The sequence below is a fragment of the Mangrovimonas sp. CR14 genome (assembly GCF_011764015.1).
In the GTDB taxonomy this organism is placed as follows: domain Bacteria; phylum Bacteroidota; class Bacteroidia; order Flavobacteriales; family Flavobacteriaceae; genus Mangrovimonas; species Mangrovimonas futianensis.
Genome location: NZ_JAAFZY010000005.1, coordinates 33,148 through 55,926 on the forward strand (window position 1 = coordinate 33,148; position 22,779 = coordinate 55,926).

A 22,779-nucleotide genomic window follows, 5' to 3' on the forward strand; every position below is an offset into this window, starting at 1 on the left:
CCATCATCTTTTAAATTTTAAGGATATACCATAGGTTAATTTTCGCCATAACCATTCCATGGGGCCATATTTGAAATAGGATAACCAAACCTTACTAAAAATCATTTGCAGGAAGAAAATGGTAAAAACAATAATCATAATCATTGTAAAGCCTAATTTCCCAGCCAATCCAAATCCTATTCCGTAAAAAATTATAATAGAAATGATGGTCTGTGATAAATAGTTGGTAAGTGCCATTTTCCCCACAGGTTGGAACCACTTCAATACACCAGCACCTTTTCTTACCCAAAGAGCTATCCCTGCTGCATAGGCCATGGCTAATGGTACGGTGCCTAAAGCATAATATAAAATCTTAAGAAATTCTTGTTCTTTATTACCATCACCATAAAATTCCAAACTAGCGCGTAGAAAGTTGAATGGTAGCCCTATAAGGAGTCCCCAAATGAGAACTTTTCTCAAAAATGATTTGTTATTGAGAAGCTCTTCGTTTAAAATTTTTCGTCCAGTCCAAAGCCCTATTAAGAATACGCCAAATACTTTAAACTCCCTACCTTCATCTAGTATTCGACCAATGCGCACAAAGCCTTTACCGAGACTCATTTTGAAATGATCAATTAAATTTGGGTTTTGTAAATAAGCTGGGAAGTTAGTTACCTCTCTACCATTCCACTCCATCGTGGGCATTCCAAAATGGTGAAAAATCACCAAACTTTGATCGAAAGCAATTCCGGGATAGTAGATGCCTGTTTCCTCCATAAAGACCCAATTGACAATTGGGAAGAAAATAAGAAGGGCCGCTAAAGAGAGGAGTGTTCTATTTTCCATTTTGATAAACCAAATTAGAATAAAACCTAACACGGCATAAAGAGTTAAAATGTCACCTGGCCAAAGCAAAAACAGATGAATGCATCCAATAGCCAATAACCAGAACATACGTTTTCTGAAAAAGGGAGGAAAAGGTTTGTTGTGATATGTTAAATTTTGAAACTGAATCACGCATCCAATCCCAAACAATAGAGAGAAAATGGAATAAAACTTTCCGTCAATTAGGGCATACATGATAAAATCAAACGATTTATCAAATGCGAGATTGGCCCAACCAAATCGAAATTCTTCGGGAAAGAAGAAAATGCCAGAAAAGAAAGGGATGTTTGCAGTAAAAATAAATAATATGGCGATACCTCTTAAGATATCCAAATACACAATTCTGTCTTCCTTGGAAATGGGTTTTACTATGTTATTTTCCTGATTCATGTTTTTTTGAGGATTGATTGAAAAATTCAATTGTTTCTAAATGTTTCTTAATTTTTATAAATCGGAAAGTCAAGAGTCCGAAAACAATGAAGGCTAATGTGAAAATGAAAATCAAAGGCCAAGAAAATTTTTCTTGAACCCATCCATAAATAATGGCTCCGGCAGAAATTCCTAAGTTATTCATCATCATGAAAAGAGTGAATTGGGTTGCCGAGATTTTATTCCAGCTTAATTTCATAGATAAGGCTATGGCGGCAATATTATAAAGTGTTATAGATAAACTATACAGGATTACAAAACTGTAAATTATAAAGGTGCTGTCCCAATAGGAGGAAACCAAACTAAAGCTTAGTATCACGATGCTCATAAAGGTTAAGATGATGGCTATCATTTTTTTTGTTCCGAAGAGGTCAATGATTACACCGCCCGCAAACATGCCTATGAACCCTGCCATAATGGTAGCCAGAGAATAAACATTAGAAAATTCGGTATTTGTCCAACCTAAATTTTGAACGGTGAAAATAGGGAGCAAGGTTTCATATATTCCAGAAAATGTTCCTATAATGAACATGCTAATCGCTAAAAGGAAACTGGAGGGTAAAATAGTTACTTTGAAAAGGCTTTTAAGTAGATCCTTCCAATTTGTTGATTGTGCCTGAACTGCCGTTTCGTTGGGTTTTCCAGAAGTCCATGGAAACAACTTTTCTCCAGGGCGCTCCCTAATGAATAAAGGCACCATAATCAACAAAATTATGATGAAGGACATGAAAGTGATAGCGTTGGAAAAGCCGATAGTATTAATGAGAGCGGTTCCTCCTAGTAAGGCTAAAGATTGCCCAATGACTCGAGATCCCCACATGACTCCATTGGCTCTGGCTTGTTGATTTAAAGGAATAACATCAACGGCCATTCCATCTATACCAATGTCTTGCATAGCACCAAATAAAGACACAATGAAACCAACGGTCATAAGCAGTCCTAATTCATTTAAAGGGTCTTCCACCATTCCAAACGCCAGAAATCCAAGAAAGAGACACGCTTGACTAAAAATAATCCATGGGCGCTTCCTCCCCATGGGTAACCAAGTGTAGCGGTCCATCATAGGAGCCATAATTAGCTTAAAACTCCAAGGTAGCGTAACCATGGCAACATAACTGGCAATATCACTTGCGGCAATTCCATTCATGGCCAACCAAGCTGGTATGGCATAAAAAAGAACGCCTATTGGAATACCTTCACAAGCGTACAGAGCGGAGAAAACTAAATATCTTAAAACAGCATTTTCGGTGAGAAACCCCCTTTTTTTTAGTTGGTTTATCTCAATTTGTGCATCATGAGATTTCATTTGGATTGTTGTTCAAGCTCAAAACACACCATTCAAATTTTGTGAGGTTTAATGGGCTTAATTTATAGTTTGTCAGTTTGGAAATTTCAAAATAAAAGATAGAATCCCACGGAATACACCCTAGGATTCTAAAGGTTTTATAAATCTTAGATTAGTTGGACAAATCTGCCATTCTTTTATACAAATAAGACCAGGCGTCATCCAGACAGCCACGAAGTTTGTCTCTGGTTTCCAACATTTTTTTCTTACCATGTGCCTTTTCGTAAACTTCCCAAACGCTGGCTTCGTCCATATCTAGGTCTGAGAATTTTTCATAAGGATTGCTGATAAAATAATCGGCGCCTTCAGGATCACCACCTATTACGCGATACCAATAGGCAGGTCTATTTTCACCTTGAGATACCATGGCAGCTCCAACATCGCTAACCACTTCAGCAAAAGCATTTGAGTTGTTCACTTTAAAATAAGTTACCCAAACTAAACCAGTATTGGCTAAACCTTCTGAACTACCCCAATCCGGGATGCTTCTGGCAATTGATGAATTAATTTTTTCAACATGCGGCATAATTAAATTCATAACCACATGGTAACATTCTTTATTGGCATCTTTTGGTGGAGCATCAAACTCAGCCCAATTTGCCATTCTACCGGTTATAATATAAACAGAACCCTCGCCTTGAATTCTTCGCCACATATTCCATTTATCTTCTCCGTTTTTTTCTAGGTAGCATTCTTTCCAGGCTTTTACACCTTGAATAAAACTGGCTTCTTCTCCTAATTTGACTGTAATTTCAGTGGCATCAAGGATAAATCCTTTGTTTTCTTGCGCCAAAAAGAGCATAGGCACAAAAAACAATACATACATTAATTTTTTCATTGGTTTTGGTTTTAAATTGATTAATAGAAATATATAGTACTTGCAGAGCAAGAATTTATTTGTCCTTAAATCAATTTAGGGCAACCAAATAACTAAAAATAGTGAAGGGGCATTCCGATAAAAATGGGGAATACTAGAAGTTTATTCTGTGGGAGAATACTTAAATGTACAAAAAAATATTTTAAAAAAATAAAGGCAGCTAATTTAGCTGCCTTTCCCTTTTAAAAATCTATTTCAATTTGATTTTTTATAATATCATCAAAGGTTTCCCTTTTTCTTATCAATTTGGCTTCGTTATTAGTCCACAACACTTCAGCTGGACGGTATCTAGAGTTGTAGTTTGAAGCCATGGAATAACAATAGGCACCAGCATTTTTAAATGCTAATATATCACCTTCTGTTATTTCATTGATTCGTCTGTTGTTTGCAAACGTATCTGTTTCGCATATATATCCAACGACACTGTAGAACCGTTCACGTCCATTAGGATTGGAAATGTTTACGATTTCATGTTGCGAACCATAAAGCATGGGTCTTATTAGGTGATTAAATCCTGAGTCTATTTGCGCAAAAACCGTTGAGGTAGTTTGCTTAACCACATTTACTTTGGTTAAGAAGTAGCCACATTCACTCACCAAAAACTTACCGGGCTCAAAAGCCAGAGTAAGGTCTTTTCCATACTCTTTACAGAACTCATTGAATCTTTTAGTCAATTTTTTTCCAAATTCCTCAATGTTGGTTTCAATATCGCCCTCTTTGTAAGGCACTTTGAAACCAGACCCAAAGTCCATAAACTCCAATTGTTTGAAATGTTTCGCCGTATCAAAGAGAATTTCACTGGCATAAAGGAATACATCAATATCCAAAATATCACTACCAGTGTGCATATGGATTCCATTGATTTTCATCTTGGTATTTTCAACAATTCTTAAGATGTGCGGAATTTGGTGAATAGAAATGCCAAATTTGCTATCAATATGTCCAACAGATATATTGGTGTTACCGCCTGCCATGACATGCGGATTGATTCTAATGCAAACTGGTGTGTCTGGGAACTTGGTTCCGAATTGTTCCAAAATGGAAAGGTTGTCAATATTGATTTGAACACCCATACTAGCGGCTTGTTCTATTTCTTCCAAAGAAACCCCGTTAGGCGTATAGATGATTTCTTTTGGTTCAAATCCTGCTGCAAGTCCGAGTCTTACTTCTTGTATGGAAACGGTATCCAAACCAGAACCTAAACTTTTCAATAATTTTAATACAGAAATATTTGAAAGCGCTTTACAGGCATAATTTACTTTTAAATGTTTGACCTTATTAAAAGCAGAGGTTAAGCGTTTGTACTGGGAAATGATTTTTTCGGCATCATAAACATAAACGGGACTTCCAAAGTCTTTTGCAATTTGTAATAAGGTATTTGCTTTCATATTGAAATTAAAAATAAATAAACTACAAAACTACATAAGTAATCTGGATTCGCATAAATAAAATGTTAGGTATCTATAAATTATTGAAGATATGTTATCACATTGATACAAACTTTAAAAATTATTGGTAAAATGGCATAGGATACTTACTTTTGTTTGACTTTAAATTTGACAAAACAAGATGAATTTACACGAATATCAAGGAAAAGAAATTTTAAGCAGTTTTGGTGTACGAGTTCAAAGAGGAATCGTTGCTCAAAATGCTCACGAAGCTGTAGCAGCAGCTAAGCAGTTAACTGAAGAAACAGGAACAGGTTGGCATGTTATTAAAGCTCAAATCCATGCTGGTGGTCGTGGTAAAGGTGGCGGTGTAAAATTGGCCAAAAACCTTAAAGAAGTTGAAGAATTAGCAGGTCAAATCATCGGAATGAACTTGATTACACCTCAAACTTCTGCAGAAGGTAAAAAAGTACATCAGGTTTTGGTTGCTGAGGATGTTTACTATCCTGGTGACAGTGAACCAAATGAATTCTATATGTCAGTACTTTTAAATCGTGCGACAGGAAAGAATATGATTATGTATTCAACCGAAGGTGGTATGGATATTGAAACGGTTGCAGAAGAAACGCCTCATTTGATATTTACAGAAGAAATTGATCCTTCAGTAGGATTGTTACCATTCCAAGCAAGAAGAATTGCTTTCAATTTAGGACTTTCTGGAAATGCTTTTAAAGAAATGACCAAGTTCGTTTCGGCGCTTTACACGGCTTACGTGAAATCAGATTCTTCTTTGTTTGAAATCAACCCAGTTTTAAAAACAAGTGATGATAAAATTTTAGCTGTTGATGCTAAAGTAACTATAGATGATAATGCGCTTTACAGACATAAGGATTATGTAAACCTTAGGGATTTACGTGAAGAAAATCCTATTGAAGTAGAGGCTAAGGAAGTCGGATTAAATTATGTTGACTTAGACGGAAACGTTGGGTGTATGGTGAACGGAGCTGGTCTAGCAATGGCAACCATGGACTTGATTAAGCAAGCTGGTGGAGAGCCTGCTAACTTCCTTGATGTTGGAGGAACAGCTGATGCTGCCAGAGTAGAGGCTGCTTTCAAAATTATTTTGAAAGATCCGAACGTGAAGGCTATTTTGATTAATATTTTTGGAGGTATTGTACGTTGTGACCGTGTGGCACAAGGTGTTATAGATGCTTATAAAAATATGGGAACTATCAATGTGCCAATTATTGTTCGTTTACAAGGTACCAATGCCGATGTTGCTAAAGAATTAATTGATAATTCAGGATTGGATGTGTTAAGTGCAACCCAATTCCAAGAAGCAGCAGACAAGGTTCAGGAAGTATTGGCTTAATGGTCAATAAAGGATATAGATTTAAAAGCTCCCAATTTGGGAGCTTTTTTGTTTTAGAGTGCAACCTTTTGATTGTTGCTGCTCACTGAGGAGGAAATGGCAACGTTCTTTTCTACTTTAGATAGAAGCCCTATCAAAGATGAGCACTAGCGGAGGGTACGCAATATGATCGCTTACCAGGGGGCATTACCAACTTAGGGGGCCATACCCAATTGAACTTTGTTTTTACTATATTTAGAATATTTACCCAACTGAATTTTACTTAATTTTGGATTCCTAGTTGAATAAAGTAATTTGAAAGTTTCACCTATGCACCCTTCAGTACCATCTTCACATTTGAAATATACTGTATCCTCTTCACCCTTATAGGATACATTATTAATATAGTATTCATACACAATTCTATATGAAGTTTTATTAACAAATCTAAACTCAACAACCTTACACGTGGTTTCTTCACCGTATTTTTCCAGTTCATTATTCCTTTTAATATTCCTATATACCGCTAATAAGATTAACAACAATAGAAATAAAGCAAATACAATTTTTTCTTGTTTTTTATTACTCATTGTTTTGCAACAAAATTAATACCTATAGACGAACTTAATTCGAAAAGAAATTTATAATAGTACTTAAAGGAGTAAGTGAACTCCTTCAAGCCCCCGCTGCCGCACGAATCCTTTCGTGTGGTTTCAGATAAAAAACCTTTTCCAAAATAACGAAATACTAAACAACATCCAAAATTGGAGAAACCCATCAAAGATGAGCAATAACTGGACTTTTTTTTATGTGTATATAACGCAACCTTTTAATGCTTCAAGCATCTAATTATTAAAGCTATTATCTATGAAACCAACTTCCGCATTTTTGATATTTATAAGTATTCTTTTATTATCCTGTAATGATAGTGATGACTGTTGTGTGACACCTCCAGATAACTTTGAAGGTAATAAATTGGCTTATCTCAAAGTGGATTATACAACCAATCAATTTCAAGGAGGAATGGTTTTTTCCTTTGGAGATGATCAACCTGATACCTTCGCTATTTCTTCTGATTATCATGCACCTGGTGATTTTGGAAGTGTTCAATTATACTATACACCATTGAACGAATTGATTTTTGATGGGACTATTATTTGGATGGGATTGGGAGAAATGCAATTTCCAGAAAGCTTGATGTCTGCAAGTTCATTTGAAACCATTTCCCAGCCGGTTTCCATTCCGGATGAAACTTTGTTGGAACCTGTTATGTATGATGAATATGCCTATTATCCAGAAGAGATTGACTATACTTCTATTTGGGAAAATATTGATAACCTAAATCTTGTTAAGAGTTTTAGGGACAGCAATCCAGAATCTTCAGTAAAATTCTTTCTTTATACGCCAAGTGTCGGAGTAGGTAATCCCGAAGATTGGTACTGGTTGGTCTTGCTTAAAAATTAATCATAAGAAATTGGTTGTGATACATTCATAGCTTAAAATTTTAGTATTGGTTTATGAAATAAAGTTGACATAGCATCTTGAGACCTCTAAAATTGCATTTTTAGAAGTTTATCTTTTATGAATACTTGTTTCACACTCAATCTTTTGCTTTAGAGAATAATACACACTTGATTAAATTACTGATATACAGTTAAATAGTTGGTTTTAGATTAGTCTAAAATCTTAGAAAATTTGCATGAAAACTATGATTATCAGTGTGTTATAGTTGATGAAAGTTAAAATAATCCGATAAAATGTCAATTATTTTTCGACAAGTTACAAATTCTTGCCGATTATAAAATGGGGCTTCTCCTTATCTTTACATAGTCTAATTAATCCAATTCCTCACATGATAAATCGGGTAGAAAAACTAAGCCTCTTATCTGAAATGATTTCGTTTGCCAAAGGCGATCAGGAATTAAAACCTATTGAGTATAATTTTTTGTTGTCTATTGCGAAGCAACTGGATATTTGCCGTGAGGATTTTGACTATCTAATAGAGAATCCTATTAATTATATCCATCTTAATTCCCATAGCGAACGTATTGTGCAATTTCATAGGTTGGTTTTATTGATGAATATTGACAATGAAAAGGACCCTAAGGAAATTTTACGATTGTACAATTATGGTTTGAGAATGGGTTTAAGCCATGAAAGTATCTCTCGTGTTCTATATTTAATGGAGAGTTTCCCTAACAAAATTGTTCCGCCAGATGTTCTTATAGACATTTTCAAGGTGCAATACAATTAATCCTGTTTGAGCTTATCCAGTTGATCTTGATAAGCTTTTATTTTATCCCTGAATTTAGCGGCTTCCAAAAAGTCTAAAGATTTGGCTGCATGTTCCATGTGCTTTCTATTTTCACGTACCAGTTTTTCTAAATCTTTTTTGGATAAATAATCATTTTCCGGTTCTGCTGCTTGGGCAACTTCGCTTTCATATTGATACGTCTTTAATCCAGACTTGGCCAAGGCACTGTCGATACCTTTTTTAAGAGGCGTAGGTGTTATGTTATTTGCGGTATTGTAATTTATTTGTTTTTCGCGTCTGTAATTGGTCTCGTCAATAGTTCGTTGCATGCTATTGGTAATTTTATCAGCATACATAATGGCTTTCCCATTGATATTTCTTGCAGCACGACCAACAGTTTGTGTTAAGGATCTTTCTGATCTCAAAAAGCCCTCCTTATCAGCATCCAAAATGGCGACTAACGATACCTCGGGTAAGTCAAGCCCCTCTCTTAAAAGGTTGACGCCAACCAAAACATCAAATAACCCTTTCCTTAAATCTTGCATAATTTCGACCCGCTCTAAGGTGTCTACATCACTGTGAATATACCTTACCCGTATTTGAATTCGTGCTAGATACTTGGTAAGTTCTTCGGCCATACGTTTTGTCAGGGTAGTGACCAATGTTCGCTCATCTTTTTCAACACGTTGTTGAATCTCTTCAATTAGGTCATCAATTTGGTTTAAGCTAGGTCTTACTTCAATAATAGGATCCAATAAGCCAGTAGGTCTAATCACTTGCTCCACATAAATACCTCCAGATTTTTTTAGTTCATAATCTGCTGGCGTAGCACTTACGTAAATAACCTGATTTTGTAAAGCTTCAAATTCTTCAAACTTCAAAGGACGGTTATCCATGGCAGCTGGAAGTCTGAAACCGTATTCCACCAAATTCTCCTTTCTGCTCCGGTCACCGCCGTACATGGCATGAACTTGAGAAATCGTCACGTGGCTTTCATCAACAACCATTAAATAATCATCGGGGAAATAATCCAACAAACAGAAAGGTCTGGTTCCTGGTTTTCTGCCATCTAGATACCTAGAATAATTTTCAATTCCCGAACAGTATCCCAATTCCCGAATCATTTCCAAATCAAATTCGGTTCGCTCCTTTAATCGTTTGGCTTCAAGATGTTTGCCAATATCCTTAAAATAATCGTATTGTTTTACCAAGTCATCCTGTATGTCCTTAATGGCATTTTGAAGTACTTCAGGAGAGGTTACAAACATATTAGCTGGATAAATATTGAGTCTTTCATAATGTTCAATAACCTGATTTGTTTGCACATCAAAGGCCTCAATATCTTCTATCTCATCTCCAAAAAAATGGATTCTGAAAGCATTATCAGCATAACCGGGAAAGACGTCAACCGTGTCTCCCTTTATTCTGAAATTTCCGTTGTTAAATTCGGCTTCAGTTCTTGAGTACAGACTTTGAACAAGTTGGTGCAATAGTTTGGTTCTTGAAATGACTTGATCACGTTCAATGGTAATCACGTTTTTTTGAAATTCAACAGGGTTACCGATACCATATAAACAAGATACCGACGCGACAACCAAAACATCTCTTCTTCCAGAAAGTAAGGACGAAGTGGTACTCAGTCTCAACTTTTCTATTTCTTCATTTATAGATAAATCTTTTTCTATATAGGTTCCCGTAACTGGAATGTAAGCCTCTGGTTGGTAATAGTCGTAATAGGATACAAAATACTCAACGGCATTATCTGGAAAAAACTGTTTAAACTCTGAGTAAAGTTGGGCCGCCAAAGTTTTGTTATGAGCTAAAACCAAGGTAGGTTTCTGAACATTTTCTACGACATTGGCAATGCTAAATGTTTTACCAGAACCAGTCACACCCAAAAGGGTTTGGTATTTTTCATCAGAATCTATTCCCTCTGTTAATTGCCTGATGGCTTGGGGTTGATCTCCAGTTGGCTTAAATTCAGATTTGACTTGAAATTTCATAGGTTCAATGTAATAGAATTATCGAATCAATGCAAAATGTCCCAGATATACTTTTCCATTTGGTAAAGTCGCTTTATACCAATAATCATTACTGGGCATTAATTGATTTTCATAGAAACCACTCCAACCAGCATCGTTCCCAAGAAGTGTTGTTAACAGTTTTCCGTAGCGGTCAAATATTTGAATGGTCATGCCATAAAATTCGGGACTTACACCATAAGGATTCCAGGTGTCGTTTTCACCATCGCCATTGGGGGTGAAAAATTTCGGGAACCCCAGAATAGCCAATTCTTCGGTAACCGTGCCACAGCCATCCAAGTTTAGAACTTGAACGGTATGAAATCCAGCTGGAACGTTGAAAAAAATATGAGATAGCTGGAATTGGCCGCCATCCAACCCAAATAAATAATCTCCATTACCAGTAGCGTTGACAGTTAAGGTGCTAGGAGCATCCGTGGTTTGTATGTTCTCAATTTGAGCTGGTTCTGATGCTAGAACATCAAAATTCCTGATAGCTGAACAACCGTAAAGATTGGTGGCCGAAACACTGTAGGTTCCTACCTGATTGATTTCAATATTGGGTGTGTCAAAACCTAAAGGCATTCCATTTAAGGTCCATTCATAGGTAAGTGGAGCGGCATTATTAGGATTGGCAGAAAGTGTTATGGTTTCGGGATAAAAGTTTGTACAATATTTTATTTCTTCGTCGGGAGGTAAAACAGGGTTCTCATAAACCTGTAATATCAACTCAGCAATACTATAACACATACTGTTGTTATCAATCCTTACATAAATGGTTTGGTAATAGGCTTGCTCGTTGGTATAGATCGAAGGCAATGAATTTACACTGAGTTCGGCATCTTCCAGTGAATAGAAATAGGTGACTTGCGAACCATTTGGTACGAGGGTTTGAATTTCAGTTGTGTAAGCACTTAAGTTAAAATCGGCAAAGCCATCATTGGGACTATCATCACATTGGGTGAGAGCCTCTAAATCCATATCATTTTGAGAAACATCCAATGTTATTTCAGCAATTGCAAAACATCCAAAAGTGTTTTCGACTCTTGCGTAAACCACTTCGGAAAGTGACGAATTGCTATAGTTTGTCATGTTTTCTATAGGAGAATCCTCTTCTTGTGCCTGTTCCAGACTATTGTAAAACCCCGAAATGAATTGGTCATTGTTTGTGATCATCATTTCTTCGGCAGTGAGTAAGTTGTATGTACTCAATCCATCACCGTTGAAATCACAATTAACCAAGTTTGCATTAGTTGGGTTGGGATTCTCAGAATACTCAATTGTAATTTCGCCATAGGAAATGCAATTGTTTTCTAAGTTAACTTCAACATGATATGTTCCTGCTTCTGTCACTTCATATTCCGTACAATTCAGACATGGGATAGTAGGGATGGGGTCTCCTTCTTTGTACCACAAGTAAGAAGCACCGTTGGATGGTTCTACGCTTAGGATTAATGACTCGCCTTCGCAAAGTGGATTGCCTGTTGATATTAATCTATCGGGGCCTAAATCGGATCCAAGTTGAAAGCTGCCTGCTTCTAAAAATACGGCTGAGTCATATCGGTAGTTTTGTTCATCAGCGATCACTAACTTAACATGATACGTTTGATTCGGGATGACATTTGCTTCTGCCGTCAAAATGCTTGTTTGTCCATTAAAGTTTATAGGTGCAGATGGACCGTTCCAACTACCAAAATATTCTTCATTGATTGGGTTACATCCTCCTGGAATGCCAGAATGAACTGTAGTAACCTTAACCGGAGTTTGCGTGTTGGGGACTAAAGCAATATTGGTGTATTGTTGTTGGTCTGCTGGTCTGATTAAAAACCCGAATAGGTCTGAATATTGACAGGTGTTGCTATTACCCTCTTGATACTCTTCTGAAGCAAAAATGTATCTGAATTTTATTTGGTCAGCTACAGAAACAAAATCAAATTCCAGAATGGTAGCATTGGTTGTATTTGATTCGTCCAAAATATTTTCCAAATCTTGATCTCCACCCCAATTGGGTGCATCATCGTCACTTAAGGTGGTATTGGGACCTGGGACATTTTGAAGCCTTCCAGTACTTAGAACGAGCCCACTATCAAATGGAAAACTGGATCCGTTGGCTTCAAAATAACCATAACTCTGATCGGAACCTCCAAAATTACCACCTACCACATTGGTTACTACAATATCAGTAATACAATCACTGTTGATAAGAATATCTTCAATGAGTTGTTGTGGGGTATAGGTTTGGCTATCCACGGTTACATTCTGTGAAAAGCTTTTTATGGAAAAAAAAATAAAGAATGCTAAAAAGTAGTTCTTCATTAGGGAAAATTATGGGGCAAAGATAGCCATAATTAATAGCCAAACAGGTATAAAAATCTGTTAAACCTTAGCGTTTTAAGGTGAAATGACTCTTTACGTCAAACGTTCTTTGACCTTTCACCACCTTTGCAACAAACCAGTAATCGGTAGCCGGCATATTTTCTCCATTATAGGTGCCATCCCAACCTGGAGAATCGTGGGTCAAAGCAGTTAATAATTTTCCGTATCTATCAAAAATATAAATGATGGTACCCACAAGTTGGTCAACACCTGCAATATGCCAGGTGTCATTGTCCCCATCATTATTGGGTGTAAAATAAAGTGGATAATCTATAACAACAATTTCTTTGATAGCTGAGGCACATCCATTAATGTCAATCACTTCTATGGTGTGAAGGCCCCAAGACACATTATAAAACACGTTTGATTCTTGTGGTGTTCCACCATCAATAGCATATAAATATTCGCCAATACCATTCACCGTTACCGTGACATTATTCGGATCTGCAAAGTCTACAGACTCGGTGAATTCTATGGTGGCCGTTTCTGATTCAATGACTTCAAATGATGTGGTTGTGGAGCAACCATCAATAGTTGTAACCGTAACAGAATAGGTTCCTGGATAGATTATTTGAGTTTGAGGAGTGGTTTGACTATTGGACCAAATATAGGTGTCGGTGTCGAAACCAGTTTCTGCCGAAACTACCAAGTTTTCAGCATTTAAACATATGGTTGAATCTGGGATTTCAACCAATGGAATTCGATGGACAAAAAGCTGAAAGGTCGTGATGCTGAAACAGCTTGTTTCATTATTCTCCACCCGTATAAATATGGTTTGTCCGTCAAAGGCATTGTAATTCAAATCCAAAATTTCATTATTACCATTAATGGCATTCTGAAGTGTTTCATAATAACCAGTGGTATAATTCTGTGGATTCAAACTTCCCAATACCTGGGTGGTTTGCTGAGATAGGTCGAAAGTTAACAGGCCATCAAAATCATCATCACATGACTCTAGGTTATTTGGTTGATTGATATTAGGGTTTGGATAGGTAACCAAATTGAATGGGTAAACCGTATAGCACCCAGTTTCCAAATTTTCAATTCTAATGAAAATTGTGTCGCTATTGGATATGATTGTGTAATTGGTGTCTAATGGATTAATATTGGCATCTGCATCCGCTCCATTTGAATGATATGTAATACCCAACCCATTGGGGTCATCAACAATAATAGTGTTGATGAGGTTCAGGTCAAAAGCAGAACTGTTACCTTGGCATAAAGGATATTCTTCAAACTCGTTTATTTCAGGGGGAAGGTTCAAATTAATGTTTATGGGCACTACAGCGTAGCAATTGGAAACCGTATTATTGATTTTAACGTAAACGGTTTGTGGATTGGTAATGTTGGTGTAGCTTTCTGGGTTTGGAATACTAACGACGTCATTTTCGACATCTTCCATCGTTTCATGATATGAGATGACAATGTCATCTTGCCTGACATCCAAGATTTCCAATTCGGCAACGGTAAGATCATGGGTAGCATATCCATCATCATCGCAAAACTCAATGTCTGAAGGAAAGTTAACTTCAGGTACCGGAATAACGTTGATATCAAAACTTGTGATAGCATTACAAAAGGTACCATTTGCTATTCTTACAAAAATTTCTTGAGGATTTGAGGTGTTAGTGAAATCTAAATTTGTGATGGGGGAAACGTTATTGGTAGCGTCATATCCTGAAAAGTGGAAACTAATTTCAAGATTATCATTAATTCCCTGAGAGATTTCATCTATTTTGGTATTGAGGTCCACCGCAATAACACCATCATTAGACATGTCATCACATAAAAATAAATCTAACGGTTCATTGTAGTCAGGCTCCACTCCAACATTTAAATTAAATGAAGATACTCCAAAACATCCCTGATCTGTCAAGTTTTCTACTCTACAAAAAAGAATTTGTGGATTAGTTGTATTTTGATATATACTATATTTATCAATGATATTGACTCTATTGATGGCGTCATTTTCAGTTTCAAAATAAAGCACTTGTTTACCGGTTTGACCATTCAAAATTTCCTCATCCTTTTCATATAAATAAAAATCACCAACATCACTAAAATTTGCCTGACAATTGATGAAATCTGAAATACCACCTTCAGGAAAAACTGGTAGGGTATTGATGTAAGCATAAAATGAAACGAAAGTATAACAACCTGTGCCTTCATTTTCTATTCTCACATGAAGTTGTTGGGTTGCCGTTGTCACATTAGTTGGGTCTGGAACGGGATTTATATTTGCAACAGCGTCCTCAAAATCGGTGAAAAAAGTAAAGGTTAATCCAGTGGTGTCATCGATAATTTCTGGAATTTTAGTTTCTAAATTGACCGTAAAATAACCATCGTCATCATCGTCACATTCTATAATGTCACTTGGAACATTGACATCAGGAACACCAATAATTTCAATTTCAAGGGGTACTATATCATAGCAGTTGGTAGAAAGGTCAATAACTTTAGCCCAAATGATTTGTGGGTTTGCTACATTAAAGAAAATGGGCGGAAGCAAATTTTCAACATTGGTGGCATCTTCTTCGGTTAAAAAGAATTGTACAGAAGATTGGCTAATATCTCCAACAATCAGTGGTATGATACTTTCTAGGTCAATGGATGTATATCCATCGTTAATATAATCATCACAATAAAGGATGGGTTCTACTTCATCCAATTCAATGGGCGGACTGAGAAAAACATTTACTGAAATTAATCGTTCACAATCCTCCCCAAAAATGGTTAAATATAATGTTGTTGGACTTTCAGTAATTGTATAAGGGACATTTTGGGGAATCGCGTTAATTTCGTCTACTTGATTTTCGAATGACTCATAATATATCACCTCAAAAGATTCAGAATAAACACCAATAAGTTGGTCGGTAATTTCCGTTAAGTCTATTTCTTGAATTCCGTCGTTACTACTATCATCACAAAAATAAAACGAAGAATTTGAAAATTCCGTATTAATAAGGTCTGCAAATAATGTTAAGGGAACAATAGTAAAACAGCCGGTTTCATCATCTACAATCCTAATATAAACCGTTTGAAGTTCTTGAACCACATTTTGATAATTTGATTCATTGGCAATCGGATTACTTCCCGTTTCTGCATTTTCATAACTTTCATAGAAGCTAACCGAAACACCTGTTAAGCCTTCTAAAACATCATCGATAATGGAGGTTAAATCAAAGATATCAAAACCATCTTGATCTTCTTCACAAGCATTTATCCAAAAGGGCTCAGAAGTGTCCACGTCCGGATTCGGAATTACAGTAATGTCTATGGTAGTTGTTACAAAACATCCTGTTTCAGCATCATAAATTCTAATGTAAAGTGTGTTTTCGGGATTGGTGTTTACGTAAGAAAAAATAGGATTGTTCCCCAGAGTGGCATCTTCTTGATTGTAATGGTAGCTGATGTAGATATCAGGATTTTCTTGAGATATTTCATCAGAAATAGGTCCTAGATCAATTTCTGCGAAGCCATTGGATTCTGGCCCAGAACACACTGTTACGGGCTCAGGTTCAGAATATTCTGGTAGCTGGTTGACAATAAGGTCAAAACTGGAATAGGCCAGACAACCATTTTCTGTATCTAGAATTCGTATATATATCGTTTGGGGATTACTTGTATTTTGGTAGGGGGACGATAAGGGATTACTTCCACTCTGAGCTTCTTCCATACTTAAATGGTAGCTTATATTGTAACTAGAGGGAGGTACAGAACTTAGAACTTCACTGTTCTTTATGTTCAGGTCAAACAATTCCAGACCATCTTGGGATGGATCGTCGCATAATGAATAATTGGAAATCGGTTCAAAGGTTTGCTCTGAGTTAAGAATAATTTCCGCTTGGTCTTCTATGGTACAACTCGTATTGCTTATTTGAAAGGAAATTTCGACTTTGTAAACGCCCGACTGTGTTACGGTCAAAGTTTCATTTGTTTCTCCGCTGATTGGTACACCATTTAAAAACCACTGATAATTAGCATTTGGATTTTCTATATTAGCATTTAGAACATAGGATTCTCCACAGGTGTTGATGTCAGGGCCTAAATCTACTGTTGGGTTAAAACTGTTTCCTTCGATAAATACTGCTGAGTCATAGTTTTCATCTGTTTGATCAGCAATAACCATTTTAATATGGTATTGAACGTTGGGTTCTATGGATGCGGTAGCAGTCATGACTACCGTTCTTCCATTAAAATTGGTATCTCCCATATTGAATCCAGCAAAATATTCTACATTTTCTTCTGGACAAAACTCAACTATTTCCGAGTGAATTGTATTTGTGTTTACTGGGATAGAAGTGTCTGGAATTACGGCTATATTGGAATAAGGGTCGGAAGTACCAGCCTCTTTAATCAGCAACGCAAACCCATCTGAGTAATTACAAGGAAAATTTGCATAATATTCTTCGGAGGCCAAAATGTAACGAAATTGAATGACGTTGGCTATGGTGACAAAATCAAACTCAATAGAAGTTGCATTTAAGGTGTTGTCGATACCTAATGCGTTTTCCAAATCGGGGTCTGTACCCCATGAATCATCACCTTCGTTTAGGTGTGTACCTATGAATGTGTTTCCAGCCGATTGAATGGTTCCGGTTGATAATATAATTCCATCTTGAAAAGGAAAGTTTGAAGTGGCCTTTTCAAAATATCCGTAAGAATTTATGTTGATGTTTTGCCCATTGACATCACTTGAAATATTAGAAATCTCCACACAACCTTGGCCTAAATTCTGTTGAATTAAGGTTTCTAAAGTGGCCGTTGAAGTCGTGATTTGCTGAGCATGTATGTTAAAAAATATACCTAGCAAAACAACTAAAAAACAAATAGATGGTTTGCTCATTTTATTGTAGCAATTTTAATTTTTTTGAAAATGAGAAATTTAAATGTAACAAAAAAATCCCCGATTAGGGGGATTTGTAGATTATATTTGATAAAAAGTGATTTTTCTTTGCTAAGTCATTATCTTTTTAGGGTAAAATGATTCCTTACTTCAAACTGTTTTTCTCCTTTTTTCACTTGAGCTAAGAACCAATAATCATCAGAGGGCATGTTGTGACCATTGTAGGTTCCATCCCAACCTTTTGAACTAGAATTCATGGTTTGTAAAAGTTTTCCGTAGCGATCAAAGATATAAACCATAGTGCCTTCAAGCTGCTCTATTCCGGCTATTTGCCATAAGTCATTGTCACCGTCGTTATTTGGAGTAAAGAAGGTGGGCGCATTGATTACCATGATTTCTTTGAAAGCGGAGGCACATCCATTTAAGTCTATAATTTCGATGGTGTGAAGACCCCATGAAACGTGGTAGAACACATTAGATTCCTGAGGTGTACCACCATCTAAAGTGTATAAATAATTTCCAATTCCGCTAATGGTAACCGTAATATTACTCGGATTGGAAAAGTCGATGGTTTCTGTGAAATCAATACTGGCTTGTTCTGATTCCATTACCTGGAAGGTAGTCGTTGTAGAACACCCATTTTCAGTAGTAACCGTAACAGAATATTCACCAATTTGGTTTATTTGAATTTCTGGTCCTATTTGATTGGTAGACCATAAGTAACTATCATTGTTATAGCCTGTAAAAGCTGAAACTACTAAAGGCTCTTCACTATTCAAACAGATGGTCTGGTCTGGGATATCAACCAAAGGAATTCTATTGACAATGCAGTTAAAACTGGTGATGCTAAAACAGCCTGTTAGATTATTGGTTACTCTAGCAAATATGGTTTGTCCATCAAAAGCTAAATAATTTAAATTTGAAATAGGATTGTCTCCAGCTGCAGCTTCTTGAAGAATTTCATAATAGGTAATTGTAAAATCTTCGCTTCCTTGATTTCCTAATATAGTATTGTTTTGTTGGCTTAAATCAAAAACCAACATTCCGTCAGAATCATCATCACAGCTTACCAAATCATTTGGTTGATTAGCATTCGGTAGGGGATTGACGTTTAGGTTGAACGAACCAATAGAGTAACATCCTGACAGACTACTTATAGCTCTTACATAAATAACAGAATTGTTGGAAGTGTAGTTAAAGGTATCTCCTAACGGATTCGCGTCGGCCTCTGCATCTGCTTGAGATGTGTAAAAAATAAAAGTTACGTTTTCTGGTTCTTCCACTAAAGAATCAAAAGCATTGGGTAAATAGTAACTTGTTGTAGAATTGTGACATATTTCTTCTGTGAAAGTGTTAATTACAGGAGGAGCATCCACAATAAGGTTAACAGGAACAGTTACAAAACAAGAGGTAGTAGGGTTTGTTACCCTGATATAAATAGTTTGTGGATTTGATAGGTTCTCATAGTTTTCTGGATCTTGAATAGAATTAATGTTTGCTTCTAAGTCCTCTTCACTTTCATGGTAAGAAATAATCAAGTCATCCTGTCTTACCTCTAAAATTTCTTCCAAGGTCACAGATAAATCAAAAATACTTGTTCCATCGTGGTCTATATCACAAATCACAAAATCAGATGGCATGTTGACTTCTGGAGCTTGAATAACATTCAATCCAAATTCAGCAATACCATAACAGTAACTTCCATTTTCAATTTTTACATAAATCTGCTGTGGATTCTGAATATTGGAATAGTCTAATGGTAGTTCATTCTCTGAATTTTCGGCATCTTCAATCGAATCGTAAAAGGTTATTGTTAAGTCGTCTGAAATTCCTGTCGAAACTTCATTAATGACTTCTTGCAAATCAAATACCTCCGATCCATCATTTGTATAATCATCACATAAATATTTGTCTTCAGGTAAGTTGAAAAGTGGTAAAGAGCCCACCTCTATAGTAAATGAGGATACCCCAAAACAACCATGGTCGGTTATGTTTTCAACACGAACCCAAATGGTTTGAGGATTAGATAGATTGCTGTATGCAGTATTCTTGTCAATTGCATTTTGTCGGTTTAGAGCATCAATTTCACTCTCAAAATAATATGCAATTTTACCAATTTGTCCATTAAGAATCTCACTGTCCTTGTTTACAAAATAAAAATCAGCGGTTTGATTACCATCAGATTCACAGTTTTGATAATTTGAAATGGCAGGGAATTGTGGTTGCGTATTTACTATAACATCAAAAATAGCTAGGGCATGACAACCAGTTTCAAGACTTTCCACTCTCGTATAAATGGTTTGAGTATTAGAATTGAAATTGGATGGATTAATAATAGCATTGGTATTTGAATTGGCATTACTTTGAGACGTATGAAATGAAATGGACACGTCACTATCATTTCCAACTATTTCTGATATTTTGCTTTCTAGGTCAACTTGATAATATCCGTCATAATCATCATCACAAATGATTATGTCACTGGGTTGATTTATACTCGGAGCAGCTAGAACGGTAATTTCAAGTGGTTGTACATCATAGCATTTGGAGTTAGAGTTAGTGACTCTTACAAATACATTGAAAGGGTTTGTTGTGTTCGTATAATTAGATGGTAATTGATTTTCATTGTTTTCGGCATCTATCTCAGTTAAAAAGTATCTGACCTGGGCATTTGGAATGCCTTGATTAACAAATCCATTAAAATCTGATAGGTGAATAGAGGTAAATCCATCTTCATCATTATCACAGTATGTAACAGGTTCTAAAGGTTCCAAAAAGACACCTGGTGCAACAATTAAATTTAAATCAGTGTAATATAGGCAATCATCTTTATGAAAGGTTACATACAAGGTATGTGGGCTATCATCAACAATGTATGGAATTGACTGATCAATGGCATTTTCAAAGTTATCTTGATCGTTTTCTGTTTCGTAATAAGTTACTATGATGCCTCCCATACCATTTATCATGCTTTCTGCAATCTCTTCGAGATCAAAATCTTCAATTCCATCATTTGATTCGTCGTCACATGCAAATTGGTTGGTTACATTTGATCCTTCATTCAAGGCGTTGGCCAAAATATTAATTGGGGAGTAAGAAGCACAACCGGTTTCTGGATTTACAACACGGATATATACCATTTGAGAATCAGCAACTGTATTATCATATGATTCTGGGGTGTCTATAGGATTGTCCCCTGTTTGGGCATCCTCCATAGTTTCATGGTAACTAACTATCATGCCAGATAATCCGGCTAATACATTATCCAAAACAGATGTTAAGTCAAATGTTTCAAAGCCATCTCCGTCTTGTTCACAGGCGTTTATGGTTTGGGTTTGGGTGTTAATTCCCGGAGCATCTAGTATATTTATAATAAAGCTGCTGGTAGTGTAGCACCCTGTCTCTGAATCTTCAACTCTTACAAAAATTTGTTCAGATGTATTAGTATTGACATAGGGAAGTGGAATAGGGTTTGCGCCACTTTCTGCTTCATTCTGCGTTGTATGATACGTAACTATATAGTTTTCATTTCCTTCACTTATGGCCTCCGTAGTTTCTGCAAAGTCTATTTCTGCAAAACCATCCGCACTACCATTGTCGCAAATATCAATCTCCTCAGGTGTGTTGATTTCTGGAATGTCATTTACTATTAAATTGAAACTAGCATAAGAAACACAACCATTATCTAAATCTTGAATTCTAACAAAAATTGGTTGTGGGTTTGAGGTATTAGTGATTGGAGCTGTTATAGCATTTGAATTGTTTTGGGCATTTGATTGAGAGGAAAAATAGGCAATTTGGAAATTGGTTCCAGAAACAACATCTAGAACTTCATCGTCCATATTTGATAAATCAAAACTTGCCGTATTGTTATTTCCAGAATCACATAATATATAATCTGGAATACCTTCAGCCGTTTGTGCCGAATTTAAAATGACTTCAATGGTGTCTTGAATTTCACAAGAGGTGTTATTAATAGGCATAGATATGCTTACAGTATAGCTTCCCGAGTTGACTGCAGTTATTTGGGGACTTGTTTCAGAAGGGAGTAGCTGACCATTGTAATACCAGCTATAAACAGCTAAATCATTGTCTGTTTCAGCATTTAGATTGGTGCTATTGGCACAGGTTGTAATATCTTCACCCAAATCAACACTGGCATTAAAACTATTAGCTTGAATGAAAACTGCTGAATCATAATTTTCATCAGATTGATCTGCAATAACCAATTTAATATGATACTGAACGTTGGGTTGAATGGCGGCACTTGCAGTCATAACAACGGTTCGTCCATTAAAGTTGGTGTCACCAAAATTATATCCATCAAAATATGCTTCATTTTCGGCTTGACAAAACCCTACAATTTCTTCATGAATGGTACTGGTATTCACAGGGATATCGGTTCCTGGAATTAATGCAATATTAGTGTAGGGTTGTGATGATCCAGCTTCTTTGATTAGAAAGGCAAAACCATCGGAATATTCGCAAGGGTAGTTAGCGTAATACTCCTCAGAGGCCAAAATGTAATTGAATTGTACTAAGTTAGAAACCGAAACAAAATCAAATTCTACAGAAGTAGCATTAAAGGTATTGTTAATTCCCAAGGCATTTTCCAGGTCAGAGTCTGGACCCCATTCAGGTTCTCCTTCATTTAATGTATTGCCATTGGCAACATTTCCCGAGGATGTGATAGAGCCAGTAGAAAGAATCAAACCGTTTTGAAAAGGGAAATTTGAACTTGCTTGTTCAAAATAACCGTAACTATCGATACCCATAGGAGCACCATTAGCATTTGATTGGACGTTAGAAATTTCTACACAACCTTGTACCAAGTATTCTTCAACTAAAGTTTGAATACTAATATTAGAATTGGTTGAAATTTGTTGGGATTGGGCACTAAAAGCCAGTATACCAACCAATACCATAAGTAGGTAGCACTTTTTCATTAGTTCAGTTGTTTATGATTGGTCTTGCGACCAAGATTTGGGATTAATCAGGTACAAATATAGATAAAAATAGATTAAATGC

Annotated in this window: 12 protein-coding genes; 3 read left to right on the forward strand and 9 right to left on the reverse strand. The window is 36.2% G+C overall.

Going from position 1 to position 22,779, the window contains the following annotated elements; genetic code table 11:
* Positions 1 to 3 precede the first annotated feature (3 nt).
* From GZ212_RS10905 to lysA, 4 genes are all read right to left on the reverse strand, one after another.
* Entirely contained in the window at positions 4 to 1,254 is a 1,251-nt protein-coding gene (locus GZ212_RS10905) for a DUF418 domain-containing protein (RefSeq protein WP_166960071.1), read from the reverse strand.
* A complete protein-coding gene (locus GZ212_RS10910; RefSeq protein ID WP_166960074.1) occupies positions 1,238 to 2,599 on the reverse strand; it encodes an MFS transporter in 1,362 nt (453 codons plus the stop codon). Before GZ212_RS10910 ends, GZ212_RS10905 begins: the two co-directional genes overlap by 17 nt.
* A 151-nt stretch (positions 2,600 to 2,750) precedes the next feature.
* On the reverse strand, positions 2,751 to 3,476 hold the full coding sequence (locus GZ212_RS10915) for a hypothetical protein (protein WP_166960077.1): 726 nt from the start codon (positions 3,474 to 3,476) through the stop codon (positions 2,751 to 2,753).
* A 221-nt stretch (positions 3,477 to 3,697) separates the two neighbouring features.
* A complete protein-coding gene (lysA, locus tag GZ212_RS10920; RefSeq protein WP_166960080.1) occupies positions 3,698 to 4,903 on the reverse strand; it encodes a diaminopimelate decarboxylase in 1,206 nt (401 codons plus the stop codon).
* Between the two features lie 181 nt (positions 4,904 to 5,084).
* Between lysA and sucC the strand changes: the two genes are divergently transcribed.
* Positions 5,085 to 6,275: an ADP-forming succinate--CoA ligase subunit beta gene (gene sucC / locus GZ212_RS10925; protein ID WP_053971583.1), complete on the forward strand. Its 1,191-nt coding sequence runs from the start codon at positions 5,085 to 5,087 to the stop codon at positions 6,273 to 6,275.
* A gap of 194 nt (positions 6,276 to 6,469) precedes the next feature.
* Here the strand turns inward: sucC and GZ212_RS10930 are convergent, their stop codons facing one another.
* Positions 6,470 to 6,844 carry a hypothetical protein gene (locus tag GZ212_RS10930; RefSeq protein ID WP_166960083.1) on the reverse strand — a complete coding sequence of 125 codons (375 nt, stop codon included), beginning with the start codon at positions 6,842 to 6,844 and terminating at the stop codon, positions 6,470 to 6,472.
* 277 nt (positions 6,845 to 7,121) lie between these two features.
* On the opposite strand from GZ212_RS10930, the gene GZ212_RS10935 reads away from it, so the two are divergent.
* Positions 7,122 to 7,718 carry a hypothetical protein gene (locus tag GZ212_RS10935; RefSeq protein WP_166960086.1) on the forward strand — a complete coding sequence of 199 codons (597 nt, stop codon included), beginning with the start codon at positions 7,122 to 7,124 and terminating at the stop codon, positions 7,716 to 7,718.
* Positions 7,719 to 8,106: 388 nt separating this feature from the next.
* Complete coding sequence (locus GZ212_RS10940; protein WP_053971586.1) at positions 8,107 to 8,508, forward strand: hypothetical protein; 402 nt, start codon at positions 8,107 to 8,109, stop codon at positions 8,506 to 8,508.
* Here GZ212_RS10940 and uvrB read toward each other — a convergent pair.
* The 4 genes from uvrB to GZ212_RS10960 form a co-directional block, all read right to left on the reverse strand.
* Positions 8,505 to 10,511, reverse strand: coding sequence for an excinuclease ABC subunit UvrB (gene uvrB / locus GZ212_RS10945; protein ID WP_166960089.1), 2,007 nt, complete (start codon positions 10,509 to 10,511; stop codon positions 8,505 to 8,507). The genes GZ212_RS10940 and uvrB overlap by 4 nt on opposite strands.
* Positions 10,512 to 10,529: 18 nt before the next feature.
* Complete coding sequence (locus GZ212_RS10950) at positions 10,530 to 12,845, reverse strand: T9SS type B sorting domain-containing protein (RefSeq protein WP_166960092.1); 2,316 nt, start codon at positions 12,843 to 12,845, stop codon at positions 10,530 to 10,532.
* Between the two features lie 67 nt (positions 12,846 to 12,912).
* Positions 12,913 to 17,751, reverse strand: coding sequence for a T9SS type B sorting domain-containing protein (locus tag GZ212_RS10955; protein ID WP_166960095.1), 4,839 nt, complete (start codon positions 17,749 to 17,751; stop codon positions 12,913 to 12,915).
* A gap of 119 nt (positions 17,752 to 17,870) precedes the next feature.
* Positions 17,871 to 22,697, reverse strand: coding sequence for a T9SS type B sorting domain-containing protein (locus GZ212_RS10960; protein WP_166960098.1), 4,827 nt, complete (start codon positions 22,695 to 22,697; stop codon positions 17,871 to 17,873).
* Positions 22,698 to 22,779: the final 82 nt, after the last annotated feature.

Excerpts from the sequence above, each read along its gene's own strand:
- uvrB (WP_166960089.1), bottom strand. The coding sequence starts at position 10,511 with ATGAAATTTCAAGTCAAATCTGAATTTAAGCCAACTGGAGATCAACCC.
- GZ212_RS10960 (WP_166960098.1), bottom strand. The coding sequence starts at position 22,697 with ATGAAAAAGTGCTACCTACTTATGGTATTGGTTGGTATACTGGCTTTT.
- GZ212_RS10935 (WP_166960086.1), top strand. The coding sequence starts at position 7,122 with ATGAAACCAACTTCCGCATTTTTGATATTTATAAGTATTCTTTTATTA.
- GZ212_RS10915 (WP_166960077.1), bottom strand. The coding sequence starts at position 3,476 with ATGAAAAAATTAATGTATGTATTGTTTTTTGTGCCTATGCTCTTTTTG.
- sucC (WP_053971583.1), top strand. The coding sequence starts at position 5,085 with ATGAATTTACACGAATATCAAGGAAAAGAAATTTTAAGCAGTTTTGGT.
- GZ212_RS10955 (WP_166960095.1), bottom strand. The coding sequence starts at position 17,751 with ATGAGCAAACCATCTATTTGTTTTTTAGTTGTTTTGCTAGGTATATTT.
- GZ212_RS10930 (WP_166960083.1), bottom strand. The coding sequence starts at position 6,844 with ATGAGTAATAAAAAACAAGAAAAAATTGTATTTGCTTTATTTCTATTG.
- GZ212_RS10940 (WP_053971586.1), top strand. The coding sequence starts at position 8,107 with ATGATAAATCGGGTAGAAAAACTAAGCCTCTTATCTGAAATGATTTCG.
- lysA (WP_166960080.1), bottom strand. The coding sequence starts at position 4,903 with ATGAAAGCAAATACCTTATTACAAATTGCAAAAGACTTTGGAAGTCCC.
- GZ212_RS10950 (WP_166960092.1), bottom strand. The coding sequence starts at position 12,845 with ATGAAGAACTACTTTTTAGCATTCTTTATTTTTTTTTCCATAAAAAGC.
- GZ212_RS10905 (WP_166960071.1), bottom strand. The coding sequence starts at position 1,254 with ATGAATCAGGAAAATAACATAGTAAAACCCATTTCCAAGGAAGACAGA.
- GZ212_RS10910 (WP_166960074.1), bottom strand. The coding sequence starts at position 2,599 with ATGAAATCTCATGATGCACAAATTGAGATAAACCAACTAAAAAAAAGG.